The 17,165-nt window shown below is 45.8% G+C and carries 18 protein-coding genes; 14 read left to right on the top strand and 4 right to left on the bottom strand.

Annotation, left to right across the window (positions count from 1 at the left end):
• Nucleotides 1-160 precede the first annotated feature (160 nt).
• The 6 genes from ACJJIC_RS13555 to ACJJIC_RS13530 all read left to right on the top strand — a co-directional run bounded on the left by ACJJIC_RS13555 (nucleotide 161) and on the right by ACJJIC_RS13530 (nucleotide 4,319).
• Nucleotides 161-634, top strand: coding sequence for a DUF3592 domain-containing protein (locus tag ACJJIC_RS13555; protein WP_444939162.1), 474 nt, complete (start codon nucleotides 161-163; stop codon nucleotides 632-634).
• A gap of 315 nt (nucleotides 635-949) precedes the next feature.
• Entirely contained in the window at nucleotides 950-1,435 is a 486-nt protein-coding gene (locus ACJJIC_RS13550; RefSeq protein WP_444904750.1) for a DUF2846 domain-containing protein, read from the top strand.
• An 83-nt stretch (nucleotides 1,436-1,518) separates the two neighbouring features.
• Nucleotides 1,519-1,971: a hypothetical protein gene (locus ACJJIC_RS13545; RefSeq protein ID WP_445357168.1), complete on the top strand. Its 453-nt coding sequence runs from the start codon at nucleotides 1,519-1,521 to the stop codon at nucleotides 1,969-1,971.
• A gap of 499 nt (nucleotides 1,972-2,470) precedes the next feature.
• On the top strand, nucleotides 2,471-2,995 hold the full coding sequence (locus ACJJIC_RS13540; RefSeq protein WP_445357167.1) for a hypothetical protein: 525 nt from the start codon (nucleotides 2,471-2,473) through the stop codon (nucleotides 2,993-2,995).
• 38 nt (nucleotides 2,996-3,033) lie between these two features.
• Nucleotides 3,034-3,606, top strand: a complete 573-nt coding sequence (locus ACJJIC_RS13535; RefSeq protein WP_445357166.1) for a hypothetical protein — start codon at nucleotides 3,034-3,036, stop codon at nucleotides 3,604-3,606.
• Nucleotides 3,607-3,797: 191 nt separating this feature from the next.
• A complete protein-coding gene (locus ACJJIC_RS13530; protein WP_445357165.1) occupies nucleotides 3,798-4,319 on the top strand; it encodes a GNAT family N-acetyltransferase in 522 nt (173 codons plus the stop codon).
• A gap of 95 nt (nucleotides 4,320-4,414) precedes the next feature.
• Here the strand turns inward: ACJJIC_RS13530 and ACJJIC_RS13525 are convergent, their stop codons facing one another.
• Entirely contained in the window at nucleotides 4,415-5,788 is a 1,374-nt protein-coding gene (locus ACJJIC_RS13525; RefSeq protein ID WP_445357164.1) for an NAD-dependent succinate-semialdehyde dehydrogenase, read from the bottom strand.
• Nucleotides 5,789-6,069: 281 nt separating this feature from the next.
• On the opposite strand from ACJJIC_RS13525, the gene ACJJIC_RS13520 reads away from it, so the two are divergent.
• Nucleotides 6,070-6,858, top strand: coding sequence for a CLCA_X family protein (locus ACJJIC_RS13520; protein WP_445357163.1), 789 nt, complete (start codon nucleotides 6,070-6,072; stop codon nucleotides 6,856-6,858).
• Between the two features lie 38 nt (nucleotides 6,859-6,896).
• Here ACJJIC_RS13520 and ACJJIC_RS13515 read toward each other — a convergent pair whose 3' ends face one another.
• From ACJJIC_RS13515 to ACJJIC_RS13505, 3 genes are all read right to left on the bottom strand, one after another.
• A complete protein-coding gene (locus tag ACJJIC_RS13515) occupies nucleotides 6,897-7,541 on the bottom strand; it encodes a CatA-like O-acetyltransferase (protein ID WP_445357162.1) in 645 nt (214 codons plus the stop codon).
• Between the two features lie 125 nt (nucleotides 7,542-7,666).
• Nucleotides 7,667-8,731, bottom strand: a complete 1,065-nt coding sequence (locus ACJJIC_RS13510; protein ID WP_445357161.1) for an FAD-dependent oxidoreductase — start codon at nucleotides 8,729-8,731, stop codon at nucleotides 7,667-7,669.
• Between the two features lie 160 nt (nucleotides 8,732-8,891).
• A complete protein-coding gene (locus tag ACJJIC_RS13505; protein ID WP_445357160.1) occupies nucleotides 8,892-9,449 on the bottom strand; it encodes a MarR family winged helix-turn-helix transcriptional regulator in 558 nt (185 codons plus the stop codon).
• Nucleotides 9,450-9,870: 421 nt separating this feature from the next.
• Here ACJJIC_RS13505 and ectA point away from each other — a divergent pair, with 421 nt between their 5' ends.
• The 7 genes from ectA to ACJJIC_RS13470 all read left to right on the top strand — a co-directional run bounded on the left by ectA (nucleotide 9,871) and on the right by ACJJIC_RS13470 (nucleotide 17,152).
• The gene (gene ectA, locus ACJJIC_RS13500; protein WP_445357159.1) at nucleotides 9,871-10,380 is read left to right on the top strand and encodes a diaminobutyrate acetyltransferase; all 510 of its coding nucleotides are present in this window, start codon (nucleotides 9,871-9,873) and stop codon (nucleotides 10,378-10,380) included.
• 13 nt (nucleotides 10,381-10,393) lie between these two features.
• Entirely contained in the window at nucleotides 10,394-11,689 is a 1,296-nt protein-coding gene (gene ectB / locus ACJJIC_RS13495) for a diaminobutyrate--2-oxoglutarate transaminase (protein ID WP_445357158.1), read from the top strand.
• 95 nt (nucleotides 11,690-11,784) lie between these two features.
• Nucleotides 11,785-12,186 (top strand): ectoine synthase, encoded by a 402-nt coding sequence (locus tag ACJJIC_RS13490; protein WP_445357157.1) that lies wholly within the window; start codon nucleotides 11,785-11,787, stop codon nucleotides 12,184-12,186.
• A 27-nt stretch (nucleotides 12,187-12,213) separates the two neighbouring features.
• On the top strand, nucleotides 12,214-13,131 hold the full coding sequence (gene thpD / locus ACJJIC_RS13485; protein ID WP_445357156.1) for an ectoine hydroxylase: 918 nt from the start codon (nucleotides 12,214-12,216) through the stop codon (nucleotides 13,129-13,131).
• A gap of 75 nt (nucleotides 13,132-13,206) precedes the next feature.
• On the top strand, nucleotides 13,207-14,637 hold the full coding sequence (locus ACJJIC_RS13480; RefSeq protein ID WP_444925049.1) for an aspartate kinase: 1,431 nt from the start codon (nucleotides 13,207-13,209) through the stop codon (nucleotides 14,635-14,637).
• Nucleotides 14,622-15,539 carry a TPR end-of-group domain-containing protein gene (locus ACJJIC_RS13475; RefSeq protein WP_444886169.1) on the top strand — a complete coding sequence of 306 codons (918 nt, stop codon included), beginning with the start codon at nucleotides 14,622-14,624 and terminating at the stop codon, nucleotides 15,537-15,539. Before ACJJIC_RS13480 ends, ACJJIC_RS13475 begins: the two co-directional genes overlap by 16 nt.
• Before the next feature lie 74 nt (nucleotides 15,540-15,613).
• Complete coding sequence (locus ACJJIC_RS13470; protein ID WP_445357155.1) at nucleotides 15,614-17,152, top strand: molybdopterin-dependent oxidoreductase; 1,539 nt, start codon at nucleotides 15,614-15,616, stop codon at nucleotides 17,150-17,152.
• Nucleotides 17,153-17,165: the final 13 nt, after the last annotated feature.

Genomic DNA, 17,165 nt, shown 5'->3' with positions numbered 1-17,165 from the left:
ATAAATCCCTAATAACCATTAACTTATTAGATTGGTTAGCAGTAAATATTGGGCATAACGACCATTTTCCATTTTTCGCCATAGCAGTAGCCTATTTAAAAGTAGGAAACAGTTGTCATGGTGGCCACTATATAAATGTTGCGTTTCTTAGAGTGAAAAAATGATGTTTGGGGTTATTAAGTACGTAGGATTGATAGTAATCGTAGGCCTCGGATTTTGCCAAACCTTTGTCTATCTAAGGGTAAAGAAAAAGTGGGCTTCTTTGCCCTTAATTGACGCAACAGTTACTAAATCTAAATTGAAAAATTTTGCGAACACGGAAGGTCAAAGAATCTACGAAGCACAAATTGAGTTTGAATATGAATACAAGGAAGAAAAATTCTACTCTGACACGCCATTACTTCGTTCCCCTCAATTGTTTAAAGACAACAATATAGAGCATGATCTTTTGAATAGGTATAAGGAAGGCGATAGTGTTAGTGTACGCCTGCTACCACATTCACCTAAAAATGCATACATTGAAGTTGAGCGCTTTAGTACTTTATCTGCTGTTGCAATCCCGATTTTGTTGATTCTCTATGGCGCCGCGGTATTTGGCTATGGTTGGCTAGTATCTGTCGCAGTGGCACGCTAACTCCAGCTGCAGGCAACCCGAAAGTGGAAGCTATCTTTTGGATAAGACTGGAAAAGAAGTATCAGCGTATATTATACAGATTCGCAAAAGAGCCGAAATCCCAGAAATGATTGGTTATTTGGTTAAGGAAAGCTCATATAGCATGGCTGTTTTCATCGATTATTTCTGTCCCGCCGAAAGGATTTATGAGAGCAAAAGGTACACAGTCACCTCCATTGAAGCATGGCATTCATAACATCACAGGCAGTGTGCACCGGTCTACGTTAAACTCCTGCCGCCCCTATTGCGGGCGTTAGAAATCATCAAGGTCTTAATATGACACTGAGAATTGGAATATTATCAATACTACTTTCATTGGCAGTTGGCTGTGCCGGACCTATAGCAAAAGGCCCCAAGTATACCCCGCATAAGACTCTGTCAAAATCAGAGGCAATAATTTACGTTTATCGGCCAGAGGCCAATGATGGAACAACTGTTTGCCTAAAATTGTTGATTCATGATCAGGAGGAAGGTTGCCTAAACAACCTTGGTTTCCTCAAGGTCAGATTGAAGCCTGGCACCTATACAATAACTCTTCAAGCAAATGCTTTCATGGAGCCAAAGATATTAGAATTCACTGAAGCATTTGAAGGGGGTAAAGCCTACTATTTTGAATACTATTTTTCTAATCAAGGTGGCAGGCCGCCGACTGAAGCGGTGGCTACAAAATATATACCAATACTCTCTGGCTATCATATCTTATTGCCAAAATCTGAGAATGCTGCGCAAAGTGATCTTTCCATTTTATCGGAGTCAATCTAGTAGTAGACTCCTAACGAAGAAAGGTAGACGTCATATAACTTATAAATAAGCTACTCATTTGAACATTGATAGCGAAGAGAAACATGAAGAACTTAATCTGGATAATTATACTTACATCGCCATTTGTAAAAGCAGAAACTGACAAGATATCAGTGTATTTAAAGTTTGAAGAGGTTTACATGAGTAATGATGTTTCATTATTATCTCCCTGGCTCAGTAAAAATTACAAAATCAGCCAAACTTTACATATTCCTGGAGTGGGTGCTGATACAAGGCATATAACAAAAAAGCATCTCTTAGCGAGTATGAGGCAAATTGGTAAGCCAAGTTCTATGCCGCGTTCAAAAGCAAGTGTTACGAAAATTGAGACAAACAATGAGAATTCTTTTTGTGCTACCTCGAGTACGGCGAATCAAAGAGTCGTTGGCGAAAGAAAATATGAAGAAAAAGAGGTTCGCAAGGTATGCTTCGAGAGGCAAGGTGAGACTTACAAAGCAACAACACATAACATAAATGTCCACTACCGTGCGCTCTAAACACTTTACAGATCAAAGGTGCATCTGCCCAGAAAAGTGGGCAGTGAGGCTTCAAACCTCTGAGGATTGTTAAGTATTAATGATAGGAATAGTGTTAGTAATCATCTGGGTGGGCATATGCGCTTACTGGGCATATCTACACCTTCTCTTTTATCGAGAGTTTAAAAGCAGAGAACCAGCAAATTTCAAAGCAAACTCAGGTTGGTCACCGCTAAAATATACTACTGGGTTTGCTTGTTTCGACTTTGTATTATCTGGCGGTCACAAAAGCTGTAAACATGAATCAGTTGTTGCTGCTGGTAATAAGTTGGTTAAAGCTTACGAGTCAAAGTTTAAATATGTGGGTTTCGGGTTACTATTGTCATGTATTTGGTGGGCACTGTCAGTATTCATTTGGGGATATAGTGCAATTACTTAACAAGTTGCTCAATTCCCCTCCGGACCCCCATTGCGTTTCAGTTGTCCCTTAATAAGGCGAATAGTTCTCCAAGGAGTATCGATGAGATTTATTACCCTAGTTATAATGGCCGTGCTTTCGATTGCCTCATACGCAGAACCAGCTGGAGATTGCAAAGGGACGCCAAAATCTGCCGTAACCTCTTTGCCAGATCCAATCAATAAGTGGGGGCAAATAGTATGTACCCCGTACGGCCACATTATCACAAATAAAGAAGGTTGGGCTTGGCCAAAGCCCGGCAGTTATAGTCCTGTAATGATTCCATCGCAAATGGTTCAAAGTAATCCAGTGCGGCTAGCTAATGAATCGTATTTTACAAGAATAAACATGAGTGAGCTCTCAAACAATGAGGCGGAAGCTTCAGTAAAGCAGTTTGAGGAAGGCTTTGATGTATCAGAGGCAAAGCCCACGGTATATAAGCTTAATGTAGAGTCTGTTTCCGGCAAGTCCCTGAGTTTCCACTTCTTTGATTATGGTAATTCTCAATGGGGCATGTGGTGTAATAAAGAATGCAATCCAAATTCAAAATTCATGATTTTAAATATGACCAAATGGCCTGACAAGTAATTGCGCAGAACATAGCAATTCCCCCTGGAGAAGTAAGTTTGGTTCTACGTGTATTTTTAGTGTTATTTTTAATCAGTTTTATTTCCAGTTGTGCAGGAAGAGATGTAGTGGGATATTTAGATGATCACCCAGAGTTCTCCCCCCTGATTTCAAGAGCTGGAAAAACTGAGTACCAGATTATTTGGTCAAGATCTTGGAAACCGATTATCTATTTGAAGGCTCATCTAGTACAGAATGCTTTTGGAGAATACTCAAAAGCTTTTGTCTCGTATGCCATATCTGAAGGCTCAGTATCTTCACTTAAACAGATTGAGATTTCTATGGAAGAATGGGCTTTTATTGAGACAACAGTAGAGAACTCCCCTATTTGGAATTATGACAGCAAGTGTGACCAACTTTCATACAGTGAGAGGGCGACTTATTTACCTGAAGGTGATGGTTGTACCGAAATTGTAATGACTGATGGAGCAATAATCACTATTTCAATTTCAGAGCCTGGCAGGCAAATTGGCCTGAGTACCATTTGCCATGATTTAGGGCCTTGTAAGCCGTTTGGAGATATTCCCGCTACTATTTTGAAGACTATCGGTAAAGCAGATTTGGCAAATTAAATATAGTTATTATTAACAAAGCGGCTATGAAACGGTTATCAATTCCTGCGGCAAGTGTTAAAAGGCAAAGTGAATTCAATCATAGCAATGGATAAATTACGACCCGATCCTTCGAGCTATCCGATGGATAGGCTATGATATGCACTGTCTACTAGTTATTTGAATTTTAGCGCGAAAGGGATAATAGTGAAGTGCGAGAAAGTTTGTTTACCACTAATCGTTTAATATTTAGGGAATGGAGAGATTCAGATCTCTCTATGATTCAAAAGGTATATGGCGATAGTGAGGCAATGCAATGGGTTGGGGATGGAAATATATTAAGTTATGAGGAATCTAAGGCATGGCTGAAAGTCACCCATAAAAACTATATGAGCCGTGGCTACGGTATGTTCGCTGTAGAATTAAAAAATACTTTAGAGGTTGTTGGTTTCTGCGGTATTGTCCACCCTAATGACCAATTTGATCCCGAAATTAAATATGCATTTTCCCGAGAGTACTGGGGACAAGGCATAGCGACCGAAGCAGTGGTTGGGTTGATTGACTACGCCACAATAACTTTTGGCATTGACAAATTCATTGCGACTATTGCGCCTGAAAATATTGCTTCAGAACGTGTTTTACTAAAAGCAGGAATGCTGCCAAGGGGTATATGTAATGACAATGAGGGTATTCCTACAAAGTATTTTTATTTAAATACTCAGCCCTCTGTCTAAATTGACTTGTCAGGTGAACAATACCTATAAAGTTGTCACTAAAAACCCCTTTAAAGCCCCCGTGGTTCACAGGGGCAATAGGAATGGTTAACTGCTCAGTTAAAGTGTCGTATCAACTTCTGGTTTACAAACTCTTTGATGCCCAGCTCACCCAGTTCACGGCCGTAACCGGATTTTTTTACACCACCCATTGGCATGCTCGCATAACTCGAAGCCACATGATTGACGAAGGCAGTACCACATTCGAGTTTTTCAGCTACACGCTGCCCCCTCTCGTGATCCTTGGTATAGACCGAGCCTCCCAGGCCAAAGCGGCTATCGTTGGCCATCTCAATAGCTGCCTTCTCATCTTTTACCACCCAGACGCAAGCTATGGGTCCAAAGAGTTCCTCCTCGGCCGCAGGTGAGCCTGCCGGTATATCGGTTAGAATGCCTGGCTCAACAAACGCCCCATTGCGCTTCCCACCTACCAGCAAGTGAGCCCCGGCTTTAACTGACTCACTGACCTGCTCTTCCAGTTGCTCCGCGGCTTTTTCGGTGCACAAGGGCCCGTAATCTGTGGTGTCCTCAAGGGGATCACCCGGTTTCAATTGTTCAAACAGTTTGGTGACTCGCCCAAGGAATTCATCGGCAATAGGTTCCGTCAGGATGATTCTCTTTGCCGCTAAGCAGATTTGGCCGCAATTTCCAAGCTTACCTTCCACAAATCGCTCAACGGTCAAATCCATATCTGCATCTTCGAGTACGATAAATGGGTCCACACCACCGAGTTCCATCACGGTTTTCTTCACATTGCGCCCTGCCTGCTCAGCAACCTTCGCGCCCGCTGCATTGCTGCCTGTAAAAGATATCCCTTTTACCCGATCATCATCGATAATTGGTGCGGCACCTGCGGAAGTAATTGGCAAGTTGGTGTAGACCCCCTTGGGCACACCGGCATCGAATAACAGTTGCTCAAATGCCTCAGCACACTGGGGAACATTTGAGGCGTGTTTCGTTAGAACAACATTGCCGGCGATTAAGTTGGCTGCGGTAAAGCGGGAAGGCTGGTAGAAAGGAAAGTTCCACGGCTGGATACCATAGACAACACCGAGGGGTTGAAATACCAGCGTGCCCTCCCCCTCCCGGGTAGAAAGGTGTTGCGGAGCCAAAATCTTCTCACCTTCCTCGGCATAATAAGCAAAAATCTCTGCGCAGAGCGCTAATTCGCCAAGCCCATCGTTAACCTTCTTGCCCATCTCCTGTGCCATTAATTTGGCGAGTTCATCGGCGCGCTCTTCGAATAGCTGTCCAGCGCGCTTGAGTATTGTTGCTCGCTCACCAAAGCTTCGTTTACTCCACTCCACGAAAGCGTTATCCGCTCGACCGATAGCTTTATCGAGTTCATCTGGAGTCATCTCATGAAAAGTCTTTAAAGTTTCACCGTTTAATGGATTGATAGAGATCAGAGGGCGCTTGGACTTGACCATAGTTAGACTCCCGGTGAATTACTGGTTTTGACAGGCAAGATAAAACTGCTACAGGCAGAAGTAGGTGTAAAAGCTCTAAGGGCTCTTGATTCGATTTTCCACAATAAGCAACTTCAGGGCATTTAGAGTCACCAAAGGCTTAGCAAAAGGAGCTTTTAGGTGCCTGGCCAAAGTGTAGCCGTTTATTCGGGGCCCGATCAGGTAACCCTCTTGTGGAGCAGGTCGAGCTTGTAATAGTATCCCGGGCAAATTCCAGTCATCCGTTCTCACCTAAGCTAGCTATGGTAGCAACCCGAAAATTTTATCGCCGTGGACCGGATGTGCGCGGTAGTGAGCAGGTATCCTTTGTCGATGTTCGCAGGCGTTTTGGCTTTAGATCTATAGCCATTGGCCGCTGGGTGACTGCTGAGGAGCGCGATCGCGCAGCAGGGTTGTTTTATGATGCGCTTTCCGACTTAATGGTCATACTGCAGGGGCCCGAAACATTGATTTCCCTGCGCGGGAACCTCTCTTTTCAATACGGTATTGGTGGCCGCCCTGGAGTCTCCGCATTTTATGACCCTTCAGCCAAGTCGTTTTCCCTGGCTAAAAATGCCGGTCCAGGAGCTATTGCCCATGAGTGGTTTCATGCACTGGATCACTATCTTGCGCAAAAAGCATTTAGCGACACTTCGAGTAGCATGTATGCCTCTGAGGCCTGGCTACGCGGCGCAACCCCGGTACCCCACCCTCTGAATGACCTGCTTTTTGCATGCTTTAAAGCGGTAATGCTGGATGAAGGTGGCAATAACCCAAGTGAACTGGTGAAAGCTTCTGTTAACGCCGATAAAGTAAATGGCTCTATTTATTACAGCCAGCCAGTAGAACTTTGTGCTAGGGCTTTTGAGGCCTTTATTCAGGATTCCAGTATCAATAATAATTTTTTGGTGGCAGGCTCTAAAGCCAGTCAGGAGGCAAAACTAGGCTTATATCCGCAGGATCAGCAGCGTCTAAGAATCAATCAGGCTTTTACGGCTTATTTTTCCTGCTTGGGAAATAGCCTTTGGTCATTAATGCGAGCCAATCAGTAATATTGACTTGCTTGTATTAACTAGAAGATTCGTCGTCCTTACTTTAAGAGTTTGATTTTATCTTCCAGTTGCGTTTTGAATTGATACAGATGAATGGCGTCAAGAAAGCAATGATTTACCTCAGTATGTAATGAGGTCATAAGTCGGCTGGCTTGTTGTTGGTACTTACCCCAGGCAATAAAAGGTATCCCTGGATCACAGTTTTCTTGTTGGACTGGTTTCACTTGCATGCTTGAAAAGTCACCCCAGGGGTAGCAGGTGATATTCAAAATATCGTAGCGATCCATAAATGTATTTACCGGGAGGTATTCTGATTGATCTTTTGAGAGTTGCTTTGTTTTCTTGACGAAGTCAATGAGGTGCGTTTCCATTTCAGCCATGACAAGCTTAAATAGATCATCATTTTTATTCAAATCGGTGAACAGCGGATGCAATAAATCGAACTCGAAGGGTTGGCCATCAACTACCCTATGCCTAAATCCGGCTATCTCATTTGCGGTTTGAGTAACAAGAAAAATAAGGCTGTAATAAAAAGATATTGTATTTTTCTTACAAAAAAAGGCTAACTCCGTAACATCTAGAGGCTGGGTTAAACTTAAACGGGTCGACCCAGCACTACTCATAAAGAATTTAAAGTGGTCCCCTCTATTCCAGCTTTCAATATCTATCGGTGTGGCGGGCATCTTCATTCCTGGTAATCATTGTGTCCCAATATTCAAGAGAATGTTAATACTCTATCTTGACTTCTCATTCGCTCAAGGGGAGTGAAATCAGTTATAGGTTGTTCACAATTAGAGTTCGCGATTGATTAAATCGCAGTCCATTGCTTCATAAAGGCCCGATGGACGGCAGGGATTGAGGAGATTGCTTTAAACGATAACCATAAAAGGGGTTTTGCCATGGGATTTGCGGAAGAAATTAAATGCCTTGCCAACTCAGTTTTCTTCACCACAGCTTTACCTGCTGCATGGCGTAACCGCGAGTATTCATCAACGCTCCCGTTAGTGATTGCCATTGCTGCAGCAATCGCATCCGCCATACCAAGATTCATACCCTTCCCACCAACAGGAGAATGACAATGAGCAGCATCCCCTGCCAGTAAAATCCGGCCCTTACGGTAAGATTCGGCTTGCCGTATTGAGATTTTGAAGGCTGCTGTTCGTCGAACGTTGGTGATATCCAAGGGCAGTTTTATCGCTGACAGAGCATCTTCTGTGGATGATGCGATGCGTGCGCGGTGCTTCTCAATAGGCAATATCAGGGAAAACTGGTTATCAGGCCCATAGAGATCCAAAGTGATCTCTTCTGGATCGAAGTCACCCGCCAAATCCACATCTGCGATGGACCATTTGCTGGGTAAGTCTATTCCCGGATAGGGGATTTTCAACTGTTCGCGGGTTGCTGATTGGATGCCATCGGCAGCAATCACCCAGTCGAATGAGTCGCTGGTATTATTGGAAAAACTAACCAATGCGCTGTCTTGCGTGGTACTTATACCGGTAACTGAGAGCCCATACTCAACCTCAACACCTTTGCCGGATAGCACATCACGCAGGATTCCCTCGGTGCGGTTTTGCGGCAAACCGAGCGGCACCCTCTTCCTGAATTCATTGCCACTGTTATCCAGATAAACGAGGGTCCTCTCATCGCGTAAAATATGCATTTTCTTGAGAGGCATGGCTTCAGCAAGGAGTGGATCTGCAGCACCCAGCTCGCCCAAAGCCTCTATAGTCGCAGGCATAATGCCAACCGCTCGGGAGAGTTCCGAGGGCGCATTTTTACGCTCAACAATACGACAATTCATCCCCTTGTAGGCTAAAGCGTTTGCAGCAGTTAACCCGGTGGGGCCGGCACCAATAACCAGAATGTCCATATTCACCACTTACAATCTATGAAGAGGTGCTCGAGGCAGCAGTACATGCAAGTGCCTCCGCTCAACTACAAAGAGCAATTGCTGCAAGCTTAGACAACTTTGACATGGGGCTCAGCAACCTGGGGTAGAACCGGTTGCTGATATCCACAAAGGGGGGGTACTAGGGTGTTTCTCTCCCAGTTTTTTCCGCTGAATCAGCTACTTCGCCATACCCCAAGGAAGAGCTTGACTTATCCATAGCTGCTCCCTGCCTGTCTAAAACACCGATATCCAGAACAGGTGAGGCATCAATATGCTGGGCATCCATCATCTGGGCTACACGCTGGAGCGAAGCAATGATCATACTCTGCTCCCAATCCTTCAGATCACCAAATTGGCGGGCGAATTGATCTTGGAGCGGGATAGGTGCATCTCTCAGTGTTTCTGCAGCTTGATCTGTGAGGTAAGCATGCACTTTACGCTTGTCTGATTGGGAGCGCTGGCGATAGACAAGCCCCCTTTTCTCAAGACGATCCAAGATGTTGGTCACTGTAGCTTGACTGAGGCTCACTTCGTTGGCCAGTTCACCGATGGTGACTTCGCCCTTATTTCTAATGGCCTGTAACAATAACACCTGGGGAGCGGTCAGGCCTGTTGTTTTGGCCAGGTGCTTGGAGTGTAAATCTGTGGCTCTTATTACACGCCGAAGGGCCACTAGCACTTGTTCAATACTGTTCAAAGCTACCTCTCAATCTCAGAATCAGGGCGATTGGGCGGATTATATAACCCTATATCCTAATTACTAAACGCTTTGAGCCTCCCGAAAAAATATCTTCACTACTAAACAATCGCCAAGTACCCCGCCACCCCTTCAAAGTTCTGAAGTGGGGCGAAGCACCATCTTTAGGTATTTCTGCCCACTCAAAGGGTATACAACCTGCGATTCTGCCCAATTTCTGTGCAAAAAATGTGATCAGGTCCTATATAGTCGCCCTAGACTTTATATTTAATTTGTGTACGATATTTAGCACTCTAACTATTTCAGCAATCATTTCAGCATCTAAAAGATGAATAAAGCGTAAAAAACACTCTAAAAGGGTAATTTTTACACAATCAAATATTTAGAGCTGGAAGTATAATTTGTCGTTCAGGTTGTTATTTTGTCTAGTTCAGAAAGTATTTCTTTGAGAGCGCCATCCCTGGAGGATGGCATGTCTGTTCACAAGTTGATTGAGAGCTGCCCACCCCTGGATGCCAACTCAAGCTACTGCAACCTCCTCCAGTGCAGTCACTTTGCCGATACTTCAGTGATCGCAGAAGCAGGCGATAAGAAGCTGGGGTTTATCTCCGGTTACTTGATCCCTGGCCGCACAGATACCCTGTTTATTTGGCAGGTTGCCGTGTCGGAAAAGGCAAGAGGGCTGGGGTTAGCCTCTCTCATGCTCAAAAATATCATTGAGCGCCCTCAGTGCAGATCAGTGAGATTTATCGAGACAACGATCACTGAACATAACCTCCCTTCCTGGGCCCTCTTCCAGAGCACTGCAGAGAAGCTCTCTGCAAGCCTCCAATCCTCCCCCTGGATGGACTCCCAGACTCACTTTGATGGTCTGCATGACTCCGAAACCCGTGTGCGTATCGGGCCTATTGCTCAAACAAAAACAGCTTAAAAGAGAGATAACTATGAAAATTTTTGATGAGATTGAATCTGAAGTACAAAGTTACGCCCGCTCTTTTCCGCGAGTATTCAATCGTGCAAAAGGCGAACTCATGTGGGACGAGGAGGGGAATCAGTATCTGGATTTTCTAGCTGGTGCCGGTACTCTCAATTATGGGCACAACAATCCGCTATTTAAGCGGGCTCTGCAGGACTACATTCAGAGTGATGGCATTACCCATGGTTTGGATATGCACACTAAAGCCAAGGGTGAGTTCCTGCAAGCGCTTAACGATAAAATTCTCAAGCCACGCAATATGGAATACGTGGTTCAGTTTACTGGCCCAACCGGGACAAATGCGGTTGAAGCAGCAATGAAAATTGCCCGCAATGTTACCGGACAGCAAAATATTGTGACTTTTACCAATGGTTTTCACGGTGTGAGTTTGGGCTCCCTGGCAGCTACCGGTAACTCCCACCACAGGGATGCTGCTGGGGTTAGCTTGAATGGCACTCATCGCATGCCCTATGACAACTATCTTGGCAAAAATATCGATACTACAGAGTATCTCGACAAGGTGCTTACAGACTCCAGCAGCGGAATCAATTCTCCCGCGGCGATTATCGTCGAAACCGTTCAGGGTGAAGGAGGTATCAATGCGGCCAGTATCGAGTGGTTGAGAAACCTACAAGCTGTCTGTAAAAAGCACGGGCTGCTCTTTATCGTCGATGATATTCAGGCTGGCTGTGGCCGCACAGGAAATTTTTTCAGTTTCGAAGAAGCAGGTATCGAGCCTGACATTATTACCCTTTCCAAGTCACTCAGCGGCTACGGGCTGCCCTTTGCCCTGGTTTTAATGAAGCCCGAATTAGACCAATGGAAGCCTGGTGAGCACAACGGCACATTTCGTGGAAACAACCTGGCTTTTGTTACGGCCAAAGCGGCAATTGATCACTATTGGTCAGATGATAACTTTTCGCGGGAAATCAAGCGTAAAGGGAAGTATATCTCCGAGCGGTTGGGAAGTATTGTCAGTCAATATGGTGAGGGTAACTTCACCACTAAAGGCCGCGGCATGTTCCAAGGTATTGATTGTGTCAGTGGCGAACTTGCAGAAAAGATTACCAAACTTGCCTTCAAGCAGGGGTTAATCATTGAAACTAGTGGCGCAGATGATCAAATCGTTAAGCTACTCTGCCCTCTGGTCATCACTGACCAGAATCTTAAGAAAGGTATCGACATTATTGAATCCGCAATTCGAGAAGTCTGTGCTGGAGAGCAGGATATCCCTGAAGAAAGAGTCTATTTCGAGGCCTGCTAGACCCAATTGTATCCAAAACTCAATGATCCAGCTGGAAAGCTAAGCCTGCTGATAACCAGGCTATTTAGTTACGCATACAACATAGCGGAATATTCATGATTGTTAGAAATCTACAAGAAGCCCAAAAATCAAACCGAAGAATCGTCTCGCCGGATGGCAATTGGGAGAGTACACGCCTACTTTTAAAGGATGATGGCGTTGGTTTTTCCTTCCACATCACCACCATATACACCGGTGCTGACTTCCAAATGCACTATCAAAACCACCTGGAAGCAGTTTACTGCGTTTCCGGGAGAGGAGAGGTGGAGACGATGGATGATGGGAAAAAGCACCCTATCGAGCCTGGTACCATCTATGTCCTCGACAAACATGACCGGCACACTTTGAGGGCATTTGAAGAAATGACCATGGCCTGTGTGTTTAACCCTCCTTTGAATGGAAAGGAGGTACACAATTCTGAGGGCGCATATGAACTAGAAGCCGACCCCATTGAATAGGTAGTCAATTACAGGGCAGCAGCTGAAATGAAGTACCTGCTAGAACGGATCCATTCACTCAGAAATGATATGTACCCCTCCAGAAAACGAGGAGTCGCAGGTCGAGTAACACGGCGTAGAGATCCAGTAGTTTACGGTGGGCCAAATCCCCCTCCCCCGCTGGATCTTGAGCAAGTGGACGCCTATAGGCAGCAGGGATATATCGTTCTTGAAAATGTATTTTCTGAGAGGGAGGTTCAGGTCTTTCAAAAAGAGCTGGAAACCCTCAAGGAAGACAATGACATCCGCAGCTCAGATGAACTCATTACTGAGTTAGAAAGTGAAGAGGTGCGCTCGGTATTTCGTATTCATGAACGCAGCAGCCTATTCAGGAAGCTTTCAAGAGATAACCGGATATCAAATATCGCGAGATATATTTTGGATGATGAGGTTTATATCCATCAATCTCGGGCGAACTATAAACCTGGATTCCGTGGCAAGGATTTCTATTGGCATTCTGACTTTGAAACTTGGCATGTCGAGGATGGAATGCCGCGAATGCGCGCACTCAGTGTATCCGTAATCTTAACCGAGAGCCGGAATTACAACGGCCCATTAATGCTCATTCCGAAGTCCCATCACCACTACATCGGCTGTGATGGTGAAACCCCTAAGGGGCATTATTTAAGTTCTTTAAAAAAACAAGAGCTCGGTATTCCGTCAGATGATCACCTACGCAGGCTGACATCTGAAGGGGGCATAAAATCTGTTACAGGTAAACCTGGCAGTTTAGTCGTATTTGATTGCAACCTGATGCACGGCTCCAGCAGCAATATTAGCCCATATCCGAGATCCAACTTATTTTTTGTCTTTAATGCATTGAGTAATAAGGTAGAAGACCCATTTTGCAGCCTCCCACCACGGCCAGAATATATCTGCACGAGGAAATCGATTTCTGTTATCTGATATGAAACTCAATCCAGTGGTATTCATCCATTGGATACGCCGTTATCAAGAGAAAGAAAGGACCAGTAAGAGACAATGCATACGATAGAAAAGATTGGTGGCACCTCAATGTCGGACTATGAATCTGTCCGGGACAACATTATTAAAGGTGACTCCAAAAGGCTCTACAATCGTGTTTTTGTAGTTTCAGCTTATGGTGGTATTACCGATCTACTTCTAGAGCATAAAAAGAGTGGCCAGCCGGGTATTTATGGCCTCTTTTCCAGCAGTATTGAGGATGATAGCTGGCTGGTGAAGTTTGGTGAGCTTCGCACACAGCTGCGACAGATCAACGATCGTCTATTTGGTGACACTGACTTGCTCAAGGAGGCCAACCTCTTCTTGGATGAGCGCCTGGAAGGGGCTAAAAAGTGCCTTCGAGACTTACAAAGTCTCTGCCAGCATGGCCACTTTTCTCTAGATGCCCACCTGGGAACAGTAAGAGAAATGCTTGCCAGCCTTGGCGAGGCACACAGCGCTTGGAATACATCAAAACTGCTGCAGCGGGATGGAGTCAATGCGTGCTTTGTAGATCTAACGGGCTGGCGTACCAGTAAGCACATACCGCTGGATGAGCGCATTCGTGATGCCTTTGCCAACATCGACTTGAACCAACAGTTACCGATTGTTACCGGTTACGCTCACAGCGATAAGGGCCTGCTTATTTCCTTTGACCGGGGTTACAGTGAAATGACCTTTAGCCGCCTTGCCGTACTCACAGGAGCCAAAGAGGCGGTAATTCACAAAGAGTTCCACTTGAGCAGTGCCGACCCTCGCCTAGTTGGGCCAGATAACGCTGTGCCTATCGGTCGTACAAATTACGATGTGGCCGATCAACTGGCCAATCTCGGTATGGAGGCAATTCACCCCAAGGCGGCAAAGGGTTTACGCCAGAAGAATATCCCCCTCCGGGTAAAGAATACCTTTGAGCCAGAGCACGCCGGAACATTAATCACCCGTGACTATGTGAGTGATTCGCCCTGTGTGGAGATTATTGCTGGCTGTAAAGGTGTCTATGCGCTGGAACTTTTTGATCAGGATATGGCAGGCACGATCCACGATTATGATCGGGAAGTGCTTACGGTAATTAAAAGGTACAAGGCGCATATTGTGTCTAAAAATACCAACGCCAATACCCTAACCCACTTTTTGGCTACGAACCTGAAAACCATCAAGCGTATACAGGCATCTCTGGAAGAGCGCTTCCCGGAAGCAGAATTGAACCAAAGGAAAGTGGCTATTGTTTCCGCCATCGGGAGCGATATGCAAATCCCCGGTGTGCTGGCAAAAGCGGTTCAATCACTGGCTTCTAACGATATTTCAGTACTCGCCATGCACCATTCTATGCGGCATGTGGACATGCAGTTTGTTGTTAGTGAACCAGATTATGACACTGCCATTAGAACACTTCATGAGGCACTGGTTGAGGTTTATGACCATGGGACCGCGATATGCCTCGCCTCCTAAACACCTGTTTTTTGACTTTTCTTTTGCTTTCCCCGGCTTCCGTTTCCCAGGAAACGGAAGCCGATAATGAAGATAGTGCGCAGAAAGAGGTGGAATCTTTACAGAAGCCGCTCTATACACCATTTATAGAGCGGTATGTGCTGGATGAAATCAAACAGTTGCGTATCGACCAAGCCAAAGCTAAACAAGAGTTGATCCAGCAGATTGTCGACCGGGAGCATAATTCCGTGGACCGAGCGGTTGCTTATGCAACTGATACGGTCACTTACTTCTTTTACCTCATAGCCGCCGCCACTTCCATATTGGTCTTAGTGGGTTGGCGATCGCTACAAGATATTAAAGAGCGTGTGCACTCCCTAGCGGATGAGGAGATATCAAAGCTGGTTCAAGAATATGAAAAACGTCTGGAGGTCATAGAGAGTCAATTACAACAAAAGACCCAGCACATTGAAGAGAATCGCGAGGAAATTGAGCTGACTCAAGAAGTACAATCTCTCTGGCTGCGTGCTCAGCAGGAATCCTCAATCGCCAACAAAATCGCGATCTATGATGAGATTCTGCGTCTTCGTCATGAAGATGTTGAAGCATTGACATACAAAGCTGATGCAGTGCTCGAGCTGAACGAACCCCAATGGGCTGCAAATCTTTGTCAGCAGGCCCTAGGTATTGACCCAGATAATAGCCATGCCTTCTACCAGCTAGCTTGTGCCTATACGGCTATGGAGCAGTTTGATGAAGCGCTACGGTATCTGGCCGAGGCCATTAAGAGGCGAGAAAGTTATCGGGATGAAATTCTCAGTGACAATGCCTTACAGCCACTGGCGGTAAGTGACGTTTTCAAGGATCTAGACAAGGTTATTGCTCAAACCCCGCCGCCACATAGCCGCGAAAAAGATACTTAGCAAGCTGTCACCTTGGCATTTTAAAGCTATAAGACTATGTGAACTCAAGTATCAATACGCGGATCAATAAAGCCATGAGTGAATCAAGCCTTGATGAAAGCCGCCGTGGCTTTCTAAGAGCCATGACCGCAGCTACAGGCGCCTTACTAGCACCCTCTGCAAGTGTTGCCCTTACTCCATCATCAACACCCAAACTGCCACGTGGAGTTAACCCCAAAAATTTCATTATTCATGGGGTTAACCCACTGACAATAGAAACCCGTCGGTCTTTGATGGGCATGAGCGCTATCACCCCTGAGGCCCGGTTTTTTGTGCGCAACAATTTGCCATTGCCCTCCCCCCAGATTGTTGAACGACCGGACACCTGGATGCTTGAAGTCAAAGGCGTAAAGCAGCCCATTGCTATCTCTGTTGCAGAGCTGAAAGGGCTGGGTTTAGATGCCGTCGGTGCAGTTATTCAATGTACAGGCAACGGCCGCGCTTTTTTCGAGCATGAACCGGCAGGCTCTAAATGGGGAGTTGGCGCAGCCGGCTGCGCTATCTGGACAGGTGTTCGGCTGAAAACTCTGTTTGATCATTTTGGCGGTGTGGATGCGGGCATGAACTTTTTGACAGCCACTGGAGGCGAGATCATTCCTGAGGAGATGGAGCGCAATGATCTGGTCGTAGAGCGATCAATCCCTATCAAGAAGGCGTTGGACGATACTATATTGGCTTGGGAAATGAATGGCGCTCCAATACCGCTACTGCATGGTGGCCCTTTACGGCTCATCGTTCCAGGTTATTTCGGCTGTAACAATATTAAGTACGTTAAGACTCTCATCTGCGCACCGCAAGAATCCGAGGCCAAAATCCAAAAAACGGGTTACCGCCTTAGACCCATTGGCGCTCCCCCTGGCCCAGACTATCCAAGCATGTGGCGTATGCCTGTAAAGTCTTGGGTAAATGGCCCGGGTGCGGACAATACCCCAGCTCTAGCTGGAGAGGTGACTTTCTACGGTGTTGCGCTTTCTGGTGAACGAGGCGTGAAGAAAGTAGAAGTCTCGCTCGATATGGGCAAAACCTGGCAGGATGCAGCGCTAGAGGATATGGACCTCGGCCCCAACGCTTGGCGAGTTTTTTCTTATACCGTGAATTTACCAAAGGGTCCGCACACCATCGTCTCGCGCGCCACAGATACCCAAGGGGATATCCAACCTAAAGAACGTGTAGAGAACGAACGCGGCTATGCACACAACGGCTGGCTGGATGCAGCACTTACGGTAAACCTGTTGGGTGAGTTACCCAAGGAGAAAGTTGCAGCAACCGATCAACATATGGTGAAAGAAGAAAGCACCCCCCCAGAGCGTGAATCGGTTTCTTTATCTGCAGAGGGTCAAGCCGGAAAGCAAATCTACCTCGAGTCTCAACCTTCTTGTGGAGCTTGCCATACCTTGAAAGATGCCGGCTCTGAGGGCCTTATAGGCCCCAACCTTAATGAATTAAAACCTAATGCAGAAAGCGTGAAAAACGCTGTTACCAATGGCGTTGGCGCTATGCCAGCATACAATGACTTGATGACGAAAGAGCAGATTAGTTCTTTGGCAACTTATATTGAGGAGGCTACAAAATAGTGAGGTGGTCAAA

This window comes from Microbulbifer mixtoriginis (SeqCode) (assembly GCF_052468275.1).
The sequence above is the reverse complement of the archived record's forward strand: the minus strand, read 5'-3'. Positions and strand labels throughout refer to the sequence as shown.

Excerpts from the sequence above, each read along its gene's own strand:
- ACJJIC_RS13555 (WP_444939162.1), top strand. The coding sequence starts at position 161 with ATGATGTTTGGGGTTATTAAGTACGTAGGATTGATAGTAATCGTAGGC.
- ACJJIC_RS13550 (WP_444904750.1), top strand. The coding sequence starts at position 950 with ATGACACTGAGAATTGGAATATTATCAATACTACTTTCATTGGCAGTT.
- ACJJIC_RS13545 (WP_445357168.1), top strand. The coding sequence starts at position 1,519 with ATGAAGAACTTAATCTGGATAATTATACTTACATCGCCATTTGTAAAA.
- ACJJIC_RS13540 (WP_445357167.1), top strand. The coding sequence starts at position 2,471 with ATGAGATTTATTACCCTAGTTATAATGGCCGTGCTTTCGATTGCCTCA.
- ACJJIC_RS13525 (WP_445357164.1), bottom strand. The coding sequence starts at position 5,788 with ATGGTCAAGTCCAAGCGCCCTCTGATCTCTATCAATCCATTAAACGGT.
- ACJJIC_RS13520 (WP_445357163.1), top strand. The coding sequence starts at position 6,070 with ATGGTAGCAACCCGAAAATTTTATCGCCGTGGACCGGATGTGCGCGGT.
- ACJJIC_RS13515 (WP_445357162.1), bottom strand. The coding sequence starts at position 7,541 with ATGCCCGCCACACCGATAGATATTGAAAGCTGGAATAGAGGGGACCAC.
- ACJJIC_RS13510 (WP_445357161.1), bottom strand. The coding sequence starts at position 8,731 with ATGGACATTCTGGTTATTGGTGCCGGCCCCACCGGGTTAACTGCTGCA.
- ectB (WP_445357158.1), top strand. The coding sequence starts at position 10,394 with ATGAAAATTTTTGATGAGATTGAATCTGAAGTACAAAGTTACGCCCGC.
- ACJJIC_RS13490 (WP_445357157.1), top strand. The coding sequence starts at position 11,785 with ATGATTGTTAGAAATCTACAAGAAGCCCAAAAATCAAACCGAAGAATC.
- thpD (WP_445357156.1), top strand. The coding sequence starts at position 12,214 with ATGAAGTACCTGCTAGAACGGATCCATTCACTCAGAAATGATATGTAC.
- ACJJIC_RS13480 (WP_444925049.1), top strand. The coding sequence starts at position 13,207 with ATGCATACGATAGAAAAGATTGGTGGCACCTCAATGTCGGACTATGAA.
- ACJJIC_RS13475 (WP_444886169.1), top strand. The coding sequence starts at position 14,622 with ATGCCTCGCCTCCTAAACACCTGTTTTTTGACTTTTCTTTTGCTTTCC.
- ACJJIC_RS13470 (WP_445357155.1), top strand. The coding sequence starts at position 15,614 with ATGAGTGAATCAAGCCTTGATGAAAGCCGCCGTGGCTTTCTAAGAGCC.